The organism is Mesorhizobium sp. Cs1321R2N1, assembly GCF_037179725.1.
Lineage (GTDB): Bacteria > Pseudomonadota > Alphaproteobacteria > Rhizobiales > Rhizobiaceae > Mesorhizobium > Mesorhizobium salmacidum.
Window position 1 is genome coordinate 18,888 of sequence record NZ_JAPYKP010000002.1, and the last position, 17,375, is coordinate 36,262.

At 59.4% G+C, this 17,375-nt stretch carries 14 protein-coding genes and 1 pseudogene; 11 read left to right on the forward strand and 4 right to left on the reverse strand.

The annotated features are described in order from the left end of the window. Position 1: 1 nt before the first annotated feature. From O7A61_RS00750 to O7A61_RS00760, 3 genes are all read right to left on the reverse strand, one after another. Entirely contained in the window at positions 2 to 1,474 is a 1,473-nt protein-coding gene (locus O7A61_RS00750; protein ID WP_337127975.1) for a trypsin-like peptidase domain-containing protein, read from the reverse strand. Between the two features lie 135 nt (positions 1,475 to 1,609). Continuing rightward, positions 1,610 to 1,906: a hypothetical protein gene (locus tag O7A61_RS00755; protein ID WP_337127976.1), complete on the reverse strand. Its 297-nt coding sequence runs from the start codon at positions 1,904 to 1,906 to the stop codon at positions 1,610 to 1,612. 65 nt (positions 1,907 to 1,971) lie between these two features. Beyond that, on the reverse strand, positions 1,972 to 2,586 hold the full coding sequence (locus O7A61_RS00760) for an AraC family transcriptional regulator (RefSeq protein WP_337127977.1): 615 nt from the start codon (positions 2,584 to 2,586) through the stop codon (positions 1,972 to 1,974). A 626-nt stretch (positions 2,587 to 3,212) separates the two neighbouring features. Between O7A61_RS00760 and O7A61_RS00765 the strand changes: the two genes are divergently transcribed. From O7A61_RS00765 to O7A61_RS00810, 11 genes and pseudogenes are all read left to right on the forward strand, one after another. Next, the gene (locus O7A61_RS00765) at positions 3,213 to 3,602 is read left to right on the forward strand and encodes a response regulator transcription factor (RefSeq protein ID WP_337127978.1); all 390 of its coding nucleotides are present in this window, start codon (positions 3,213 to 3,215) and stop codon (positions 3,600 to 3,602) included. A 54-nt stretch (positions 3,603 to 3,656) separates the two neighbouring features. Then, positions 3,657 to 4,178, forward strand: coding sequence for an ATP-binding protein (locus O7A61_RS00770; protein ID WP_337127979.1), 522 nt, complete (start codon positions 3,657 to 3,659; stop codon positions 4,176 to 4,178). Positions 4,179 to 4,273: 95 nt separating this feature from the next. Beyond that, positions 4,274 to 4,930: a response regulator transcription factor gene (locus tag O7A61_RS00775; RefSeq protein ID WP_337127980.1), complete on the forward strand. Its 657-nt coding sequence runs from the start codon at positions 4,274 to 4,276 to the stop codon at positions 4,928 to 4,930. Positions 4,931 to 5,433: 503 nt separating this feature from the next. Next, a complete protein-coding gene (locus O7A61_RS00780) occupies positions 5,434 to 6,927 on the forward strand; it encodes a multicopper oxidase family protein (protein WP_337127981.1) in 1,494 nt (497 codons plus the stop codon). A 124-nt stretch (positions 6,928 to 7,051) separates the two neighbouring features. Next, complete coding sequence (locus O7A61_RS00785; RefSeq protein ID WP_337127982.1) at positions 7,052 to 7,951, forward strand: NAD(P)-dependent oxidoreductase; 900 nt, start codon at positions 7,052 to 7,054, stop codon at positions 7,949 to 7,951. A 52-nt stretch (positions 7,952 to 8,003) separates the two neighbouring features. Beyond that, positions 8,004 to 8,268: pseudogene (locus O7A61_RS32525) on the forward strand (transposase); the annotation flags it as partial. Positions 8,269 to 8,810: 542 nt separating this feature from the next. Beyond that, positions 8,811 to 9,272 (forward strand): (2Fe-2S)-binding protein, encoded by a 462-nt coding sequence (locus tag O7A61_RS00790; RefSeq protein ID WP_337127983.1) that lies wholly within the window; start codon positions 8,811 to 8,813, stop codon positions 9,270 to 9,272. Between the two features lie 10 nt (positions 9,273 to 9,282). Then, the gene (locus O7A61_RS00795; protein ID WP_337127984.1) at positions 9,283 to 11,469 is read left to right on the forward strand and encodes a xanthine dehydrogenase family protein molybdopterin-binding subunit; all 2,187 of its coding nucleotides are present in this window, start codon (positions 9,283 to 9,285) and stop codon (positions 11,467 to 11,469) included. A 631-nt stretch (positions 11,470 to 12,100) separates the two neighbouring features. After that, positions 12,101 to 13,669 carry a CHASE3 domain-containing protein gene (locus O7A61_RS00800; RefSeq protein WP_337127985.1) on the forward strand — a complete coding sequence of 523 codons (1,569 nt, stop codon included), beginning with the start codon at positions 12,101 to 12,103 and terminating at the stop codon, positions 13,667 to 13,669. 575 nt (positions 13,670 to 14,244) lie between these two features. Then, positions 14,245 to 15,039, forward strand: a complete 795-nt coding sequence (locus tag O7A61_RS00805; RefSeq protein WP_337127986.1) for an AraC family transcriptional regulator — start codon at positions 14,245 to 14,247, stop codon at positions 15,037 to 15,039. 133 nt (positions 15,040 to 15,172) lie between these two features. Continuing rightward, a complete protein-coding gene (locus tag O7A61_RS00810; RefSeq protein ID WP_337127987.1) occupies positions 15,173 to 16,234 on the forward strand; it encodes an SDR family NAD(P)-dependent oxidoreductase in 1,062 nt (353 codons plus the stop codon). A 438-nt stretch (positions 16,235 to 16,672) separates the two neighbouring features. On the opposite strand, the gene O7A61_RS00815 is transcribed toward O7A61_RS00810, so the two are convergent. Next, positions 16,673 to 17,248, reverse strand: a complete 576-nt coding sequence (locus O7A61_RS00815; RefSeq protein ID WP_337127988.1) for a carboxymuconolactone decarboxylase family protein — start codon at positions 17,246 to 17,248, stop codon at positions 16,673 to 16,675. Between the last annotated feature and the right edge of the window lie 127 nt (positions 17,249 to 17,375).

The window sequence follows — 17,375 nt, forward strand, 5'->3', positions numbered from 1 at the left end:
GCTAAGCGTTTGTGAGAGGTAGCGCCACGAACCGTATGGCATCGCCCGATTTGATTCGTATCAGCGCGGCGGCCTTGCCGCTGTTGCGGAGCGATGCAAGACTCGTGTGGACATCGTTGGGGTTCGAGACCGTCTTGCCGCCGACCTCGAGAATGATGTCGCCAGCCTGCAAGCCATGCTCCGCTGCCTGACCGTTGGGATCGACGGACACGACCATCACTCCCGGCTTGCTGGTGCCCGCAGTCTGGTTTGCAGGCGCTAGCACAAACCCAAGATCTTGCTTGTTGGGAGTGCCAACCCTGCTCTCGGTTGGTGCGGTGACCTGTGGCTGGCGGTCGACCGGCATGGTTCCGAGCTTCATGTTCAGGTCCTTGGCCTCGCCATTGCGATAGATGCTTAATGACACCGTAGTCCCCGGCGCCATTTCGCCGATCTTCTGCGCCAGGTCTAGGGGGGCATCAATCGGAGCACCATTGACGGCCGTGATGGCATCCCCCGGCTTCACCCCTGCTTTGATAGCCGGGCCAGTAGGCTCCACATCGTCGACAAGAACGCCTCTCGCCTTGCTCAAGCCAAGCGCAGCGGCAATATCCGCGACGATCGGTTCATCATGAAGGCCGAGCCAGCCGCGCGTCACATATCCCTTGTCCTTGAGTTGAGCGACAACCGCTTTCACGGTAGCCGCCGGAATGTCGAAGCCAATTCCGACCGAGCCTTCGGAGGGCGTGAAGATGGCCGTGTTGACGCCGATCACATTCCCCTCGATATCGAAGGCCGGGCCGCCGGAATTGCCTCGGTTGATCGGGGCGTCGATCTGAATGAAGTTGTCATAGGGGTTGGCATTGATGTCGCGTCCTTCTGCGGAAACGATGCCAGAAGTGACAGTACCGCCGAGACCGTACGGATTGCCGATCGCGATCACCCAATCACCAACGCGCGGTTGCCGGTCGGCAAATCTGACGTACGGAAAATCGTGACCGTCAACCTTGATCAGGGCGAGGTCAGTCTTGGCATCCGTGCCGACGACCTTGGCCTTGTAGCTCTTGCCGTCGCCGGTGGCCACTACGACGGCCTCGGCATGATCGACCACGTGGTTGTTGGTTACCGCGTAGCCATCTGCCGAGATGAAGAAACCCGATCCCTCGCCGAGGATCACTCCGTGTTCACCTGACGAGGCTGAATCAGGCGACACAGCCGGGCTTTGGCCTGCATCTGTGCTTGCAGTCTCTCGGGTTTCATCGATTATCACGCGCACCGACAGGACAGCCGGTCTGACCTTAGCCACGATATTGGCAAAGCCGTCGGGTGGAGCAGCAGGTTCGGCGGCTTGCGCCGTATCGGCCTGTCTTGAAAAGCCGAGTTCATGGAGCGCCAGCGTCCCACCAAGCAGTGCAACAGATCCGAGAACGGCCGCCGTGACCCCCAAACGGTAAGCTTGTGGCCTGGATTGACGGGAGTTGATGTACTTAACCATGGCTTATCTTCCTTCTGATGGACGAACAACCAGCCGAGACTGAGTATGGCTGGAGCTCTGGTGCCGCGGCTGGTTGCGGTCCGAGGTCCGGAGAACCCAATTGATTAGTCGGGCAGCTGCGTGAGTTCAGGTGCCTCAACCCACGCTCGTCACAATGGCAGCCTGGTCAGGTATGAGAAGCACCCGATAAGCCCTGGCGTCGCACCGCAGCAGATAAGCGGTTTCGTTGGGTACAGATTCGGCATCGAGACGCTCCGCCGAGATCGGCCCCTTGCAGGGGAAACCCTGGCTTCGAGCCTGGTCGGCAACGATCGCCGCAGCGGTTTCGCCGCCTTGAGCCGATGCAGTCAGCGAGGAGCCTGCCACACAGGCCGGGGTGATGATTGCCGTGACGATCGATAAAACCTGCCAATATTTGAGCTTGCTCTTCATTTCGGTCTCCTTGGCTATTCTTCGCCATTCTCCTGCGATCGATCCGCAGGAGATGCCAGTTGCGATCAGGTGCGGGAAGTGGCGAGCGTCCGGTGACCGGCGGTTCGCCCACGGGTCTCTCCCGAATTGATTGAACGCCAACGGTTCGGCGTCTCGCCGACGAAACGTTTGAAGACGACGCTAAAATGGGATTGCGTTTGGAAGCCTATGTTGAGGGCAATCTCAACCAGCGGCGTTTGGGTCTGTGCGAGCATTTCCTTGGCACGTTCGATACGTCGCCGTAGAAGAAATTCGTGCGGACGTATCCCTGTTGCAGCACGAAATTGGGCAGCAAAGTGCATCCGGCTGAGCCCCGTTGCCGCGGCCATGTCGCCCAATGTGATCGTTTCTCCGAGATTTGCCTCGATGTACTCGGCGGTGCGCTTGAGGCGCCACATGGGGAGTGTGTTCCGGGGCTGGGGCGAACACTGGTTCCCCCGATATGCGGGATCGTGCAAGGCAAGCAACCGAGCGACAAGGGCGAGGCGGAGCGAATCTGCATAGAGGCAGGCGAAATCCTCCTGGCTGCACTCGGCAGCCTCGAGCGCCTGCGACAGCTGTTCGACGATGGGATCGGCCGGTTGCTGGATTCCGCTGGCCGGTTTTAGCAGGCCCGCCGCCGTGCCATTGCCGGTGAACAAGTCGTCGCCAGTCGGACGAGCTGTCGGCAATCCAGCTACCGAAAGGAGAAGGTCGAGATGCTCGAGAATGATCGAGATCTCCGGCGAGTTTGCCAGGTCTGGACTGTCAGGGAATGAACTTGATGGGTCGGATGCATGTGCTCCCCTAACGCGGACAATTGGCGCCGGAAGACGCGGAGGAGCCAGGTACTCTTGCCCTGATCGACCAACATGAGACTCAGACGCACGCGCTTGCTGCATTGGAGTAGCTCCTGAAATTCCTGCCCATCATCAATCACGATGCCGTAGTTCCCGAACAAATCCGAATGGGCTACCGAACTGGCTTCAGTTGACCTCAACTGACATGGACCGAAACTACAACTCGCTGAGATTTTCTCCATTCTATATGAGTTTAACAGGGATCATCTCCTGATATGGGTGGCCGCACACTTTGGTATTCCTGTCCACGGAGTTCGTGTTGCCGATATCGCGCCCATGTCGTTGCTACTATGGCCATCTCCAGCTGATGCAAACCTTTGTATGGTTCCTAAGCAGTCCAGATTTTTGTATTGTCGGGATATAGAGGGGAAGAGACAGAGGGATCCCTTCGGACCGATCAGAAAGACAATGAAGTGCCTCAAATCCCTTTGATTGCCATCGTCGATGACGATGGTGCGGTCCGGACATCAACCGCCAATCTGATGCGCTCGGCCGGGTACGAAGCTATCTCCTTCGCGTCAGGCGAGGAGCTTCTGGATTCGGCTCGCCTGAATCAGGTGAATTGCGTTATCACAGACGTGCAGATGCCTGGGATGTCAGGTCTCAAGCTCCAGGATGCGCTTCTGGCACGACGCTATAAAAGGCCGATCATTTTCATCACCGCTTACCCAGAAGAGCGGGACCGCCGCCAGGCCTTTTGCGCGGGAGCTCTGGCCTTCTTCAGCAAACCCTTCGATGGCACTGAAATGCTGGAATGTGTAAGTAAGGCGGTAAATGCGCAGAGCGACAGCAGGCCAGATGAAACACGTCATCCGTAGCGCAAAGGGCCATTGTGGCCGGTACCGCAACTGAAAGGCGGAAGAATGCCTGGAATGGATCGAGAATTGCGAGGCGACCGGAAAATTTGGAATTGGCAGCGGGCCGGATCTGCTACGGCCGAAAGACTTCGACCAAGGTCGATATGCGAAATACCTATCAGAGATAGCTCGGGCCGTCGACGATGGCCGGCAGTTGAGCCCGGCGATCGACATACGAGCGGCGGCGACAGTGGTTGCAGCATCACCGAGGAGGTCGAGGCACAAGCGGTTGAGCCGTTCTTTTCCGCAAACCCGGCAGCCAAAGGCGCTGGGCTCGGATTGCCGATGGCCAAAGCTTTCGTTGATCAGTGGGGCGGGCACATCGATGTGCAGAGTGCTGTCGGCCGAGGAACGACGATTTCGATATACCTCCCGAGCCAAGTTGCTGCCCTGATCGGCAGCAAAGATCGCTTGCGAAAGCGATTAGCCAGCCCTTCTTGTCGAGGTGAAATCAACCGGGGTAATATCGGTATCGTCTCTGCCGCTCCATTTGCCATTTTCACGTCGCCAGGGGAACGGCATGAGGTCTGCGATTGATTTCTCGAGACCCGCGGGTCCGTATCCGTTTGGAACAAATTTGGGAAATAGTGCATGCTTCGTCGTCCGGTTACCAGCCTTGCAGGAGGCAATTCATGACCGCCGGGGCCAACGGAAATTCGATCTCCACTCCGAACATTGTCTATGTCGTAGACGATGATACCGCCTTGCGGGAAGCCATAAGCAGCCTGTTCAGGTCGGTCGGACTGCAGGTCGAAACGTTCGCTTCTGCCTCCGAGTTCCTGCAGAGCAAACCTCTTGAGGCGCCGAGCTGCATTGTTCTTGATATCCGCCTTCCCGGCGTGAGCGGCCTGGATTTCCAGGGCCAGTTGGCGAGATCAGGCATCCCTATCCCTATCGTCTTCATGACAGGGCACGGCGACATACCCATGTCGGTACGGGCCATGAAGGCAGGGGCGGTCGACTTTCTTACCAAGCCGTTCCGGGATCAAGACATGCTCGATGCGGTCTTCGCGGCTCTGGAACGTGACCGCAAGAGATGTGACGAGGAGCAATCGACCGCAGCCACTAAGGCCCTCTACCAAACGCTGACATCGCGGGAGAGGGAGGTCATGTCGTTCGTCACAAAGGGCCTGATGAACAAGCAAATCGCAGGCGAGCTCGGTCTTAGCGAAATCACAGTCAAAATTCATCGCGGGCATGTCATGCGAAAAATGGAGGTTCGTACTCTAGCGGACCTCGTGCGGATCTCGGAGCGGCTGGGACTCTCGAGCTCCAATCCAGTTTCCTGAGGACCGTCGAGAAGACTTGCGCAAGCGCGCGCTCGATCGATGCGATGGTGTTCGCGCCAGTCTTACCAGGTGAGCCACACCTGATGGCCGAGTAGATGGGCAGCTTCCTGCCTCGCCATCGCCGATTAAGTCCCGTTCACTCGAGAACCTCCTCAAACCCGGCGCCGCTTCGTCGGCCAGTTGAAGAGAGGGAGGGTGATGCGTCCAATGATGTAGCTGGCGCCGCCGAGTATTCGGGCGAAATCGAAATAACAGCGGCGTTCTGAGAATACGACGCCGTTCCAGTCGGCGAAGATCGCGGTGCCCAGGACAATGGCCGCACTCCATGGAAGTGTCCCGCAAACCACTGAGGCATCGCATGCTCCCTCCCCATGCGTAGCCCTTTCGGCACTCCTGCGGAGACGACCGGTCAGTGTTCTGGGCGCTTTTACTTCGAACTCCGCCGCGCCGCCCCGAATCCGGGCGGCCTTATTGGAACCGAATTCACGAGGGCAAAACAGGCCATGACAAACAGAAGCGGAGTTGGTGAAGCGGATGCGCTGCGAAGTTCTTCGAGACGTCACAATCGGCGCTTTGTTCTTAAGGCAATGGCCGGTCTGCCGCTGGCGGCTCCTCCGCTCTCCATCGCGCCTGCGGCAAGCACAGTATTGCTTGGGACTGAGTGGGCAAGAGCCCAAACCGCCGAAGAACTGATCCAACCGGCGGAGATCCGCAGTGACAATGGAGTCCTCAAAGCAACACTTACAGCGACAGCTGATCGTGTGAAGCTCGGTGATTTCGCTTTTCCCGGGTTCGTTTATAACCGCGCCTATCTGCCGCCGCTGCTACGGGTGCGAGTAGGCGACACAATGGCGATCACTTTCAGGAACGGCCTTCCTGATGATCCCTCGAATTTGCACTATCATGGGATGGCGGTTTCGCCTTTGGGCAATAGTGACAATGTATTTATCCATGTCCATCCGGGCCAGGAGTTCGACTACAAGATTCATATTCCCGTCAGGGATCGCCAGGGGCCAGGCCTGTTCTGGTATCATCCGCATGCGCACGGATTTGTGGCCAAACAAATCCTGGGTGGAATGTCGGGAGGCATCGTGGTCGAGGGGTCCGAGCAGCTCTTTCCCATCCTTGGCGGATTGGCAGAGCGTTTCTTTTTCTTCAAGCATGTCGAGCTTGGCGAAGAAAGCGAGATCATCTCCGTCAACGGTCAGCTTAATCCTCATGTGCGGATCCAGCCTGGCGAGCTGCAGTTCTGGCGCATTGCTAACATCGGCGCCACTCTCTTCATCAAGTTCCACATCGAAGGCATGCCGCTCTACGTGTTGGCGACCGACGGTCATCCGCTGTCCCGACCACGTAAGCTGACCGAATTCTTTCTTGGACCTGGCGAGCGGATCGATGTGATAGCGATTGGTCCGCAATCGGGCGAATACGCGATGACGACCATCCCGTTCCAGAACTCGGCCGGGCGGAAGCCCAGTCCTCCACAACGGATCGCGGGCGTAATTTCTGCCGGGGCGCCGACCGCAACTGCGGACATCGAGGCCGCGGTTTTGCGCCATGATGTGCAGGGTAGGCGATGGTTTGATGAGGTGCGATCCACACCAGTCGCGCGCAGTCGCACCCTTGTATATTCGAGGACCCCCGACCGGCAGCATTTCATGATCAATGGACGCATGATGGACGAGAACCGCGTCGATCAAACCGTGAAGCTCGGAGACACTGAGGAGTGGACCATCATCAACAACGACCAACAATACCACAGTTTCCATATTCACCAGACAGCGTTCATGGTGACCGAGCTAAACGGAATCCCACAGAACGAGGACAGCCTTCGCGACACGTTTTCTGTGCCGCCGGCCACCCATGCCGGACCGGGTATGCTGAAAGTAGTGATCCCTTTCACGGACCCCGTAATCGTAGGCCGGTTCGTGTATCACTGTCACGCGGTCGATCACGAGGACAAGGGAATGATGGGAATTATCGAGGTCGTCGCGTGACAGGCCGGCATTTTCGGTAGCTCTAGGGCTACGTCCCGAAGCGTTCACGCTGATGGCCGTTGTTCAAGGCCGCTGGGTCGATGCCATGGCCAGTTCAATCATTTTGCCCTGAAAGGATACGCAAATGAAAGTTGGATTCATCGGGTTGGGGCACATGGGCGCCGCCATGGCCGGGAACCTCCTCCAGGCGAGCCACGACGTGACTGTGTACAATCGGACACCGGGTAAGGACGAAGACCTCCGCCATAAGGGCGCCCATGCCGCAAGCCAGGTCTCAGACGCGTGCAAGGGTAAAGTCGTGTTTACGATGCTGGCGGACGATCACGCCGTCGAGAGCGTGGTCTATGGGGACCGTGGTATACTGGCGAACCTTCCGAAGGGTGCCGTCCATATTTCGGCGAGCACGATCAGTGTCGCACTTTCAGAGCGGCTGACGGCCGATCACGCTGAAGCCGGTCAGCAATTCATCGCAGCGCCTGTGTTCGGACGGCCAAATGTAGCAACCGCCGGCCAACTGTTTGTGATCGCCGCGGGCGCACCGGACGCCATCGAAATTGCTTTACCTCTCTTCGACGCCATAGGCCAGAAAACGTTCGTGGTCTCTGAAACGCCGAAAGCGGCCAATCTCGTCAAGCTGAGCGGTAATTTTCTGATCGCGTCCGTGTTCGAGTCGCTCGGCGAGGCCTTGGCGCTTGTCGGCAAAGGCGGGATCGATAAGCATCAATATCTCGACATCCTAACATCAACACTCTTCGGCGCGCCCGTCTACAAAACCTATGGCGCGCTCGTTGCCGACGAGACGTTTGAGCCGGCCGGCTTCGCCGCGCCGCTCGGGTACAAGGACATTCGGCTCGTGCTGGCCGTCGCCGAGGATCTGCGCGTGCCACTGCCGCTCGCGAGCCTCTTGCGTGACCGCTTTCTTACCTTGTTCGCCCATGGCGGCGACAAACTCGACTGGTCGGCGATCGGCGGTCTGGCAGCCAAGGACGCAGGTACGCGAATCAGTGAAGCCGGTGCGAGTTAACAGGTTGGCGATGCACACGCATATCGAGAGTTCGCCGCGATCGGCCGACCACGGCGGGCGCATCGTCTCGCTCGCCGTCCATCGCCGTCAATACCGATGCTCGGCGAGAGGTGCTCGGCATTGAGGTCGGGACTTTGAGGCCCATCCGATCTGGAGAGTTCCTCCGCAATCTGACCGCCCGCCGGGCTGCGCGGCGTTAAGCACTCGTCTCCGACGCCCACGGAGGCCTCAAGGCACAGTCCCGAAGGTGCTGTGCGCCGCCTGGCACGGCCGGGTTCAACGTGCTGGCGCATGCCGGCAAGAGCGGCCGCCGCGTCGGAAACCCGAAGCCGCGGGCGCCCAACGGCGCCGCGTGACTCAGAGATCCTGCGTTACTGCCGTAATAACAACACCGACGTTCGGCTGTGGACGCTGTGCCGCGGTTTGCTGTCGGCAGGATGGGCCCGAGACCAACGGCGACGATCTGCGCCGCATCGATCCCAAGTTCCATCCACCTCGCAGCGCTGGATGCTCCACTAGGTACAACAGCGTGCTGTGGGTGCTCGTCATCCAGACCAGCTGCGGCTTATTGATCAGGTGGGCGGCTGGCAGCTGGATGCGAGCGACATTAGAAATTGATCGCATCCTTTGCGCGATATCAAGAATCCGATTGGACCAGAATTCATGGTGCCGCCGCTACGACCCTGAGCCGATGTTGCAAGCTCGGGCCTTACGCGAGAGCAGGACGAGTGCTGCCGCCAGAGCATTCAGGGCAAGACCGAACCAATCGCGGCAATACGGACAAAGATATCTGCCGGGCGATATCTACACTCTCAGTCGGACCACCCTGTTTTGCCCAGAGACTGGTAGAGGAACTTACGTGGCTACGACAGACCTAAACGTGAACGGCAGGATGGAGTCGGTCACCGTCACCGATCCCGATACTCCACTGCTTTATGTGCTCAGAAACGAGCTTGGACTGCGTGGACCGCGCTTCGGCTGCGGCCTGGGTCAGTGTGGGGCTTGCACCGTGCTGATCGACGGCGAGGCAGCGCGGTCGTGCGTAACGCCACTTTCTTCGGTTGGAGCCAGCAAGGTCGTCACTCTCGAGGGGCTCGGCTCCGATGCAAACCGCCATCCCCTGCAACAGGCCTTCATAGATGAGCAGGCCGTCCAATGTGGATACTGCATCAACGGGATGATCATGCAGTCCGCTGCGCTGCTACGGCGCAAAGCAAAGCCTAGCGACCAGGAAATCAAGCAGGAATTGGCAAACAACCTTTGCCGTTGCGGCACGCATCTGCGCATCGTCCGCGCAGTGAGGCGGGCGGCTGGCCGATGAGGAGGATGTCATGACCGTCATCATAGACCGGCGCTCTGTGTTGCTTGCGGCCGGGGCTCTTGTTGTAACCTTTGGTGTTGTCCCCGAGCGTGCAAGGGCTCAAACGGCCGCGCCGCAGAAGAGCGTATCGCCCGACCGCGTCGAGGGCTTCCTTGCGGTCGACCGTGAGGGCAAGGTTACAGTCTACTCCGGCAAAGTCGACCTTGGGACAGGGGTGCGCACAGCCCTCACGCAGATTGTGGCAGAAGAGCTCGATGTCCCGATGAGCCAAGTTGCAATCATCGAGGGCGACACGGCGCTGACGCCGGACCAGGGAACCACGAGCGGCAGCTATTCCATCGAGAAAGGTGGAATGCAATTGCGGCGAGCGGCGGCTACCGCGCGTCAGGCGCTTCTCCGAAAGGCAGCTACGGCGCTTAAGGTTGAGGTTTCGTCGCTCTCGGTCCAAGGCGGGATCGTGAGAGCCTCCAACGGCCACGAGATCCCGATCGGTCAGCTCGTCAGCGGTGACTCGCTCGCCATCGACGTCGATCCGAACGCTCCCGAAAAACCGGTCTCCGAATATACGATTGTTGGAAAGCCGGTCGCGCGCCTCGATATTCCGCAGAAGGTAGATGGACGCTTCACCTACATGCAGGATTTCAAGCTCCCGGGCATGCTGCACGGCCGCGTCATCCGGCCGTCAGGGATCGGCGCGAAACTCGTCTCCTACGAGGAGTCGTCGATAAGCGACATCCCTGGCATTGTCCGAGTGGTCCGCATCGGCAACTTCCTCGGCGTTGTCGCCGAAACCGAATGGAGCGCGGTTAAGGCGGCCCAGCAATTGACCGTAACATGGTCGAAATGGGAAGGGCTGCCTGACCAGACGCAGCTCTGGGATCACGTCCGCAAGACGAGGATAGTCCATGACGATATCCTCAGCAATGTGGGCTCGTCGACATCGGCGATTGCAGCGACGCCACGCAAACTCTCGGCGACCTATGATTTTGCTATACACACGCACGGCTCCATCGGCCCATCCTGTGCGGTCGCCTCCTTTAGCGAAGGCGCTGTCACCTGCTGGACCGCCTCCCAGGCCACACATAATCTTCGCAAGCAACTAGCGGCGATGCTCGAGCTTTCGGACGCAAAGGTTCGCTGTATCTACGTCGAAGGCGCCGGTTGCTATGGCCGCAACGGCCATGAGGACGCGGCGGCGGACGCGGCTCTATTGGCGCGGGCGGTAGGCAGTCCGGTCCGCGTCCAATGGATGCGCGCCGACGAGCATGGCTGGGATCCGAAGGGGCCGCCCACTCTTCTCGACATGCATGCCGGCATCGATCAGGGTCATGAGCTCGTCGCATGGGAATCCGAGCTGTTTATTCCTCAAGGCGGCCCCACGTTAGTGGAGCTTGTCGGCGCCGGTCTTGCCGGTCTGAAAGATCTGAGCCAGCTTAGCCCGGGCGGCGTCCTCAACGATCTCGCCATCCCGTACACCTTTCCGAACGTGAAGACGACCGCGCATCGGCTCGAATCGACGCCGCTCAAGCCGTCCTGGATCCGTTCTCCTGGACGGCTGCAAAACACGTTTGCGAACGAGTCTTTCATGGATGAGATCGCCGCGGAACTGCACGCCGATCCACTGGAATACCGCCTCCATCATCTCGACGACCGGCGCGGCAAGGAGCTTCTGGAGCGACTCGCGACGCTTAGCAACTGGCGTGCGCGGCCGCAGCCCAATCGGAGCGCGGACGTCGTTGCCGGGCGCGGCCTCGCCTATGTCAAATACGAGCTGGTCCGTACCTATGTTGGCGCCGTCGCAGAGGTGCGCATCAACCGAAAAACAGGGGAGATTGCGGTCCAGCGCTTCTATATCGCGCATGATTGCGGCCAGATCGTCAATCCGGACGGACTGCGCAATCAGATCGAAGGCTGCATCGTGCAGACGGTGAGCCGGGTGCTGAAAGAGGAAGTGACCTTCGACCACTCCATGGTGACCAGCCTCGACTGGGCCACCTATCCGATCCTGACCTTTCCCGAAGTTCCCGACGTGGTGATTGATCTGATAGATCGACCGAACGAGCCACCATGGGGCGGCGGCGAACCGTCCTGTGCGGTCGTACCGGCGGCAATTAGCAATGCCATCTTCGAGGCGACCGGCGCGCGGCTCCGTTCGGTGCCGTTTACCCCATCGAAGGTAAAGCCCGCGCTCAACTAGCTGTGAGCCTCCAGGAGGTTGTCCATTCGGCCCCGACCGAGAAAGCTGAGGCTGTCGAAGCCTCAGTGATTCTCGGAGGACCGAATGAACATCCACAAGAATGCCCGTCTGACGCCGCTGCGTCGAGAGGAGATGGCCCGCGGCCGCCAGGTTCTAGGATCCGAGTGTAATCGAAGGCAGCGCTAATTCGCAGTGTGCCGGGAATGGCTATGGCACAGCTGGGCGGCGCGAAGGGATCTGAGTGATGTTGAACACGACGCCACGTTCGCCCCACGCGTCGCGAACACGGTTTGGGCGCTCACGCTCGGTGGTCAGCATGCAGCCTTATGCATGGTCTGCGAACGGGGGAGTACTGGCCGCAGCAACGGGCAGCGCGTTCATATCAATCTTGTCAACCAATCGATGATTGCGCCTCCTTCAAAGTCGCAGGTAGTGCTCCGTCCGAAACAGAAGGGCCCCGGCAGCAATATGCTCCGGCAAATCAGCCATGCGGCGTGTCCAGAGTCCCAGCTTGGAGTGCCGCCGTGTTCGCTGGGGCTTGACGGGAGAATCGACGTGCATATGCCCCGGCCGGACTGTAGAATCTGAAGTGAGGCCCCCGAAGGGTTCGCCGCGGCCTGGAGGAGTTTGTGTGTCCGCTTTGGCAAACCTGCCGATTTTAAGCAAGCTGCTAGCGGCGTTTGTCGTGGTGCTTGCCACCATTTTTGTGAGCAGCGCAGTAGTTTACGACCGGCTGCTAGTAGTGGAGGAAGCCAAGAATTGGCGCATCCATTCCACCGACGTAGTGGTCGCCCTAAGCACAGCAAGGCATGCCGTACTGGAGCAGGAATCGAACCTCCGCGGCTACGTACTTACCGGTGATGACAGTTTTCTGGAGTCTTCCCGCCAGAGCAACGCTAGGTACGAGCAGTTAATTAGCAAGCTAAGAGATTTAACTAAAGACAACCCGTCCCAGCAGAGTCGGCTCAATGCGCTCGATGATTTGGAGAAGAAATGGCGATCTAGCATTGCGGATCGTGAAATTGCTCTCATGCCAAAGCCCGAGGGGCAGGAGGGTGCGCGTGCCATTGAAAGCTCAATGGTTGGTAGAAGCTTAATCGATCTTATTCACGCGAAAGCCGAGGAGATCGAGAAAGCTGAGCTGGAGCTCCTTGCAGGGCGAGACGCTACTCAGCGAAAGGCCTTTACGGCAGCGTATACGATGACGGTGCTTGGCTGCGCGGTCTCATTGGTCATAGCGGCGTTGATGGCCGCTCTTGTCACCCGATCCATTGCTGCGCCTATCGGACGCCTCACGGCAGCAATAACGACACTCGCCAAGGGGTTCACCGCCGTCGAGGTGCCCAGGATCGAGCGCAGCGACGAGGTCGGCAAGATGGCTGCCGCAGTCCAGGTTCTGAAGGACAGCATGATCGAGCGTGAGAGGCTTCAGTCTGAGCTAGCGCATGCAAACCGAGTGGTGACCATGGGTCAACTCACGGCTTCAATTGCGCATGAGGTAAACCAGCCGGTTGCCGCTGTGGTCACGAATGCACAAGCCGCCTTGCGCTGGTTGAGTGGTCAACAGCCGAACCTCAAGGAAGCGCAACATGCTCTCCGCAGCATCGTCAATGAAGGGACGCGGGTTTCGGAAGTCGTTCAGCGCATTCGTGCCCTGTTCATGAAATCACCTCGGCGGTCTGAGCTCCTCCATGTCAACAGCTTGATGCTCGAAGTCGTGGCCCTCACTCGACGGCAAGTCCTCGCAAATGACGCTCACCTTCGGCTGGAGCTTACGGAGGGATTGCCGCCCATCCGTGGGGATCGGGTCCAGTTGCAACAGGTCATGCTCAATCTGATCATCAATGCTATCGAGGCTATGGCTAGCGTTCGCGACGGGTCACGAGAATTGCTGATCAGAACCTGTCAGGCGGAGCCGGCCGCGATTGTCGTTGAGGTGTGCGACACTGGTCCGGAGATGGACCCGCAAAGTCTAATGCGGCTTTTCGATGCATTCTACACCACCAAGCCTGGAGGGCTTGGCATGGGGCTCTCCATCTCGCGCACCATTGTCGAAAGGCATGGCGGCGAGTTGTCGGCCGCGGCGAATGAACCTCGAGGGGCCATTTTTCGGTTCTCCGTGCCCGCCGAAGACAGCGCCGGCTCGCAGGCGGTGTCCATCTCCGCAGGCGATACCCGAAACGGGACCGCCCAACTCTGAGAACAAACCCGCAGCAGCCGGCTTGCCGCCAAGGTTGAGATGGCGTGCGTTCGGTGGTCAGGCGAGAGTGCCGAATTCGCACTTAACTCAACTCAAGGTTCTTTGGGTTTCCGATGCGTGCCGGTTCGGCTTGACCGAGTCAGCGCGAACGCTTCCGTTGCGATGAGCTCGCAGGGTCCAGATCTGCCGCCATGACTTGGGAAAAAACATACACAAGTATAGGCCTGCCACACCGAGATTCTACTACGGCTTACCTATGTACGATGGAGCGGTCCGCAGGTCGCACGTAACTAAGGCGCACGGCACGAACAAAGGTCTCCAACCTGCAAGGTGCGCTAATGCTGTTAGACTCGTCACTCCCGAAGCTCGAGCCATTTGCCACCGCTGGTGGCGCGGTTTTGCCTGCAGCTCTGCCGTCATGGCCAATGCCGACAAGCCCTTCCGAGCTCCGCAGACGCGAGGCGGCGCACGTCGCTGGCCAAGTCAATACAGTCGCATGTAGCGGGCTTGTTGGTCCGCTTGTCGAGATATCCCCGGCCTATGCGGCCACACGGCGAGCCGTGACCTGCGGCGGCATGATTGCCGAGATCGTCGAGACCAGGGATGACATCAGAGCCGAGTACCATTTCAACGCCCCCGTGCATCTGCTCGCCGTTTGGGAGCAAGGCGTTCGGCGCGCAGGGGAGACGTTTGTGGACGGTCTGCCACGATCTGGTTTGAAGGACCGGACGGGGAGAACAAGCTTCGTGCCCGCAAATCACGCGTATCACGACTGGCACGAGGCGCAGGGCGTGACCCGGATCATTTTCGTGTATTTCGATCCGGCCCAGGTGTCGAACCCCGATGTGCCGATGCCGCGGCTCTTCTTCGAGGATGCGGTGCTCCTGGCGCTCGCGCTCAATCTCGGGAAAATCGTCGAGAGGTCCGCTGCAGGCGATGCATCGTATCTTCAGGCGCTGGCCCTCGTGCTTGCCCGTGAGCTATGTCGCCTCGATCAAGCGGCTTCGCAAGCCGACACTCCTGTCCGCGGCGGGCTTGCCGCATGGCAGCAGCGAGTGGTTGCTGCCCACATTGAAGAGCATCTCGCAGAGCCGATATCACTTTCGGATCTCGCCGAACTCGCGCGTCTAAGCACGTATCACTTCGCCAGAGCCTTCAAGCGATCATTCGGCGTGCCACCTCATCGGTTCCACGTCACGCGGCGCATCGAACGGGCAATGGTGCTGCTTGTTGAGTCTGCGATGTCCGTGACAGAAATAGGTCTTACCGTGGGCTTCAGCGAGACCAGCGCGTTCACGGCCACCTTCCGCAAGCTGACCGGCTTCACGCCCACTGCCTACTCGCGCAGCCGGGCGGCTGCCCCTTGCTGAATGGGGTTTTGATCCCAGCCGCCACGGCAGGACGGATCCGATCAAAACCGACGCTCGGCTCCATCGTGATCGGTTCGGAGTTACGATCGTCGCGAAGAAACTTGCAGCTTGTGAGGCTTTGAAAGGAAACGAGATGGGACACGACAAGGCGAAAACCGGCGACACCACCCGCCGCACCTTGCTTTTGGGAAGCGGCGTTGCGATTGCCACCTTGGCAAGCAGCAGGCAGGCCAGCGCGGCTTCGTCAGCAGCAATGGCGCATGCACCCGTCGCCGAGCCCGTAGCTGGTCCTTATCCGACACCACCCAAGGACAGGTCTGCTGGCCCGATCCTACCCGGCCGGGGTTCGACCCTGTCGGGCAAGATCGCGGTCGTTACCGGAGCCGCTCGCGGCATCGGCCGCGCAATCGCGGTCGAATTTGCTGCAAACGGTGCGGACGTTGTCGCGCTCGACATTGCAGGTCCGGTGAGCCCCACGGCAGATGCGATTCCTGCAACGGACAGCGAGCTTTCGGAGACTGTTGCGCAGATCCAGAAATATGGTCGACGCGGAGCGGCTGTGAAGGCTGATATCCGGGACATCGCGGCGCTACGCCGGGTCGCCGACCAGGTCGAACGTGAGTACGGGAAGATCGACATTGTGGTCGCCAATGCAGCGATCCAAGGTTGGAAGCCTTTGATGCAGATGGATGACATGGATTGGCGGGATCAGATTGAAAACAATCTCAACGGCACGGCCAATACCATACGCGCTTTCGGTCCCAGAATGGTTGCTCGCAAATATGGTCGCCTTATCCTGCTTTCATCTATGCAGGGCAGGATGGGGACCAAAGATGGCGCGAGTTATTCCGCCTCGAAATGGGGCATTCTCGGACTGATGAAATCCGCGGCGCTCGAGCTTGGTCAGCACAACATCACGGTCAATGCGATATTGCCCGGCTTGGTCGGCACCCCACTAACTTACAATGAGCAGCGCTTTCGGGCTGCGATCGAGCAATCGAACAGAACGCCCACAGCTAATCCGACCGCGCAGGAGGCTTGGGAAGCGCGTGCACCAACCGTGCCGCTCCAGGTGGGTTGGCTGCAGCCGGAGGATATTTCACCAGTCGCAGTCTTCCTGGCGTCCGATGCCGCTGCGTTGGTGACCGGGGCTGAGTTTGCGGTGACAGGCGGGGATGCGGCAAAGGCAAGTTGAGGCAATCCGCAGCTCGACGACTCGTCTATTCCAGGGGAAAATAATCTTCCCCTGATCATGCCGGCACACCAGCCCGTGACATCCGACGGCATCACTGCCGCTGCCATGGAGACATGATCTCATGGCATTCTGCCAGTTACGAGGGAGTCCCGCGCTCGGGTCTAAGCTGCCTGACAAAGGTGCGGCGTCGTGCGGCCGGAGACCCTATTCAGGACTGCGCGAGGCAGCTCAAACGTCCCGTTCCAGAATTGACCCAGCTATCGGCCATCGTCGCTTCCTCGCGTTTGCAGTCGCAATGTCATAGACGCTGTTCGAGCTCAGGGCGGTTAAGTCTTACGTCGGGCCGAGGGATCTCAACCGTGCCGGCGATGGGATCGTCAGCACGCCGGCACCGATCGCCAGCACAGCTGCTTCAGCGCAAGAGCAGAACTGGCGCGTTCAGAGGGCATTCCTGCTCTCCGGTACCGGCACGTCGAAGCCGTTCAATATCACCGATACGAGGCTGTAAAGGCCGGTCAGGTAAATGAGTTCGGCGGCGCCATCCGCGCCGAAGGCTTTCACCGCCTGGCGATAGACCAGATCGGGAAGAAGCCTCCCCGATACCAGCGCGGAAGCGACATCGTATGCTGCCACTTGCTGGGACGTCAGGTCCACCGGACGTTGCCCGGCTATGATGGTTGCGATTGTCTCCTCAGCCAGCCCACTCGCCTCTGCAACAAGAACATGGGCATAGAGTTCGTAGGCCGAGTGAAAATGTGCGCCCGTCACAAGGATCGCGACCTCGCGGACCGGCTTTGGCAGCGTGGGCGAGGCGGAAAGCGCCTTGACGAGCTCCCATGTCGGGGCGCCGAATCTTGAGAAGTGTAGCCATGGATTCCATGGACCGATCAACGCGCCGTCATCGTTGATCGCCTCAAAGCCTTTGAATCCGCTCTGGATGCCGTTTCGCATGTCATCATAGAGATCACGTTGGTCCGGGCTGAGGTCGGACGGTAAGAGAAGGGGTAGGCGCATGGCTATCCTGTGGGTTGGAGTGCGCGTTTCGTCAGGCACCTCAATGGGTAGTTGATCGGGTCAGACGAATGAAATGCATCATCTCCATAGCTAAGCGGGAGGACAATGCTTGTCCGATATTGCCGCC

Excerpts from the sequence above, each read along its gene's own strand:
- O7A61_RS00750 (WP_337127975.1), bottom strand. The coding sequence starts at position 1,474 with ATGGTTAAGTACATCAACTCCCGTCAATCCAGGCCACAAGCTTACCGT.
- O7A61_RS00755 (WP_337127976.1), bottom strand. The coding sequence starts at position 1,906 with ATGAAGAGCAAGCTCAAATATTGGCAGGTTTTATCGATCGTCACGGCA.
- O7A61_RS00770 (WP_337127979.1), top strand. The coding sequence starts at position 3,657 with ATGGATCGAGAATTGCGAGGCGACCGGAAAATTTGGAATTGGCAGCGG.
- O7A61_RS00775 (WP_337127980.1), top strand. The coding sequence starts at position 4,274 with ATGACCGCCGGGGCCAACGGAAATTCGATCTCCACTCCGAACATTGTC.
- O7A61_RS00780 (WP_337127981.1), top strand. The coding sequence starts at position 5,434 with ATGACAAACAGAAGCGGAGTTGGTGAAGCGGATGCGCTGCGAAGTTCT.
- O7A61_RS00785 (WP_337127982.1), top strand. The coding sequence starts at position 7,052 with ATGAAAGTTGGATTCATCGGGTTGGGGCACATGGGCGCCGCCATGGCC.
- O7A61_RS00795 (WP_337127984.1), top strand. The coding sequence starts at position 9,283 with ATGACCGTCATCATAGACCGGCGCTCTGTGTTGCTTGCGGCCGGGGCT.
- O7A61_RS00805 (WP_337127986.1), top strand. The coding sequence starts at position 14,245 with ATGATTGCCGAGATCGTCGAGACCAGGGATGACATCAGAGCCGAGTAC.
- O7A61_RS00810 (WP_337127987.1), top strand. The coding sequence starts at position 15,173 with ATGGGACACGACAAGGCGAAAACCGGCGACACCACCCGCCGCACCTTG.
- O7A61_RS00815 (WP_337127988.1), bottom strand. The coding sequence starts at position 17,248 with ATGCGCCTACCCCTTCTCTTACCGTCCGACCTCAGCCCGGACCAACGT.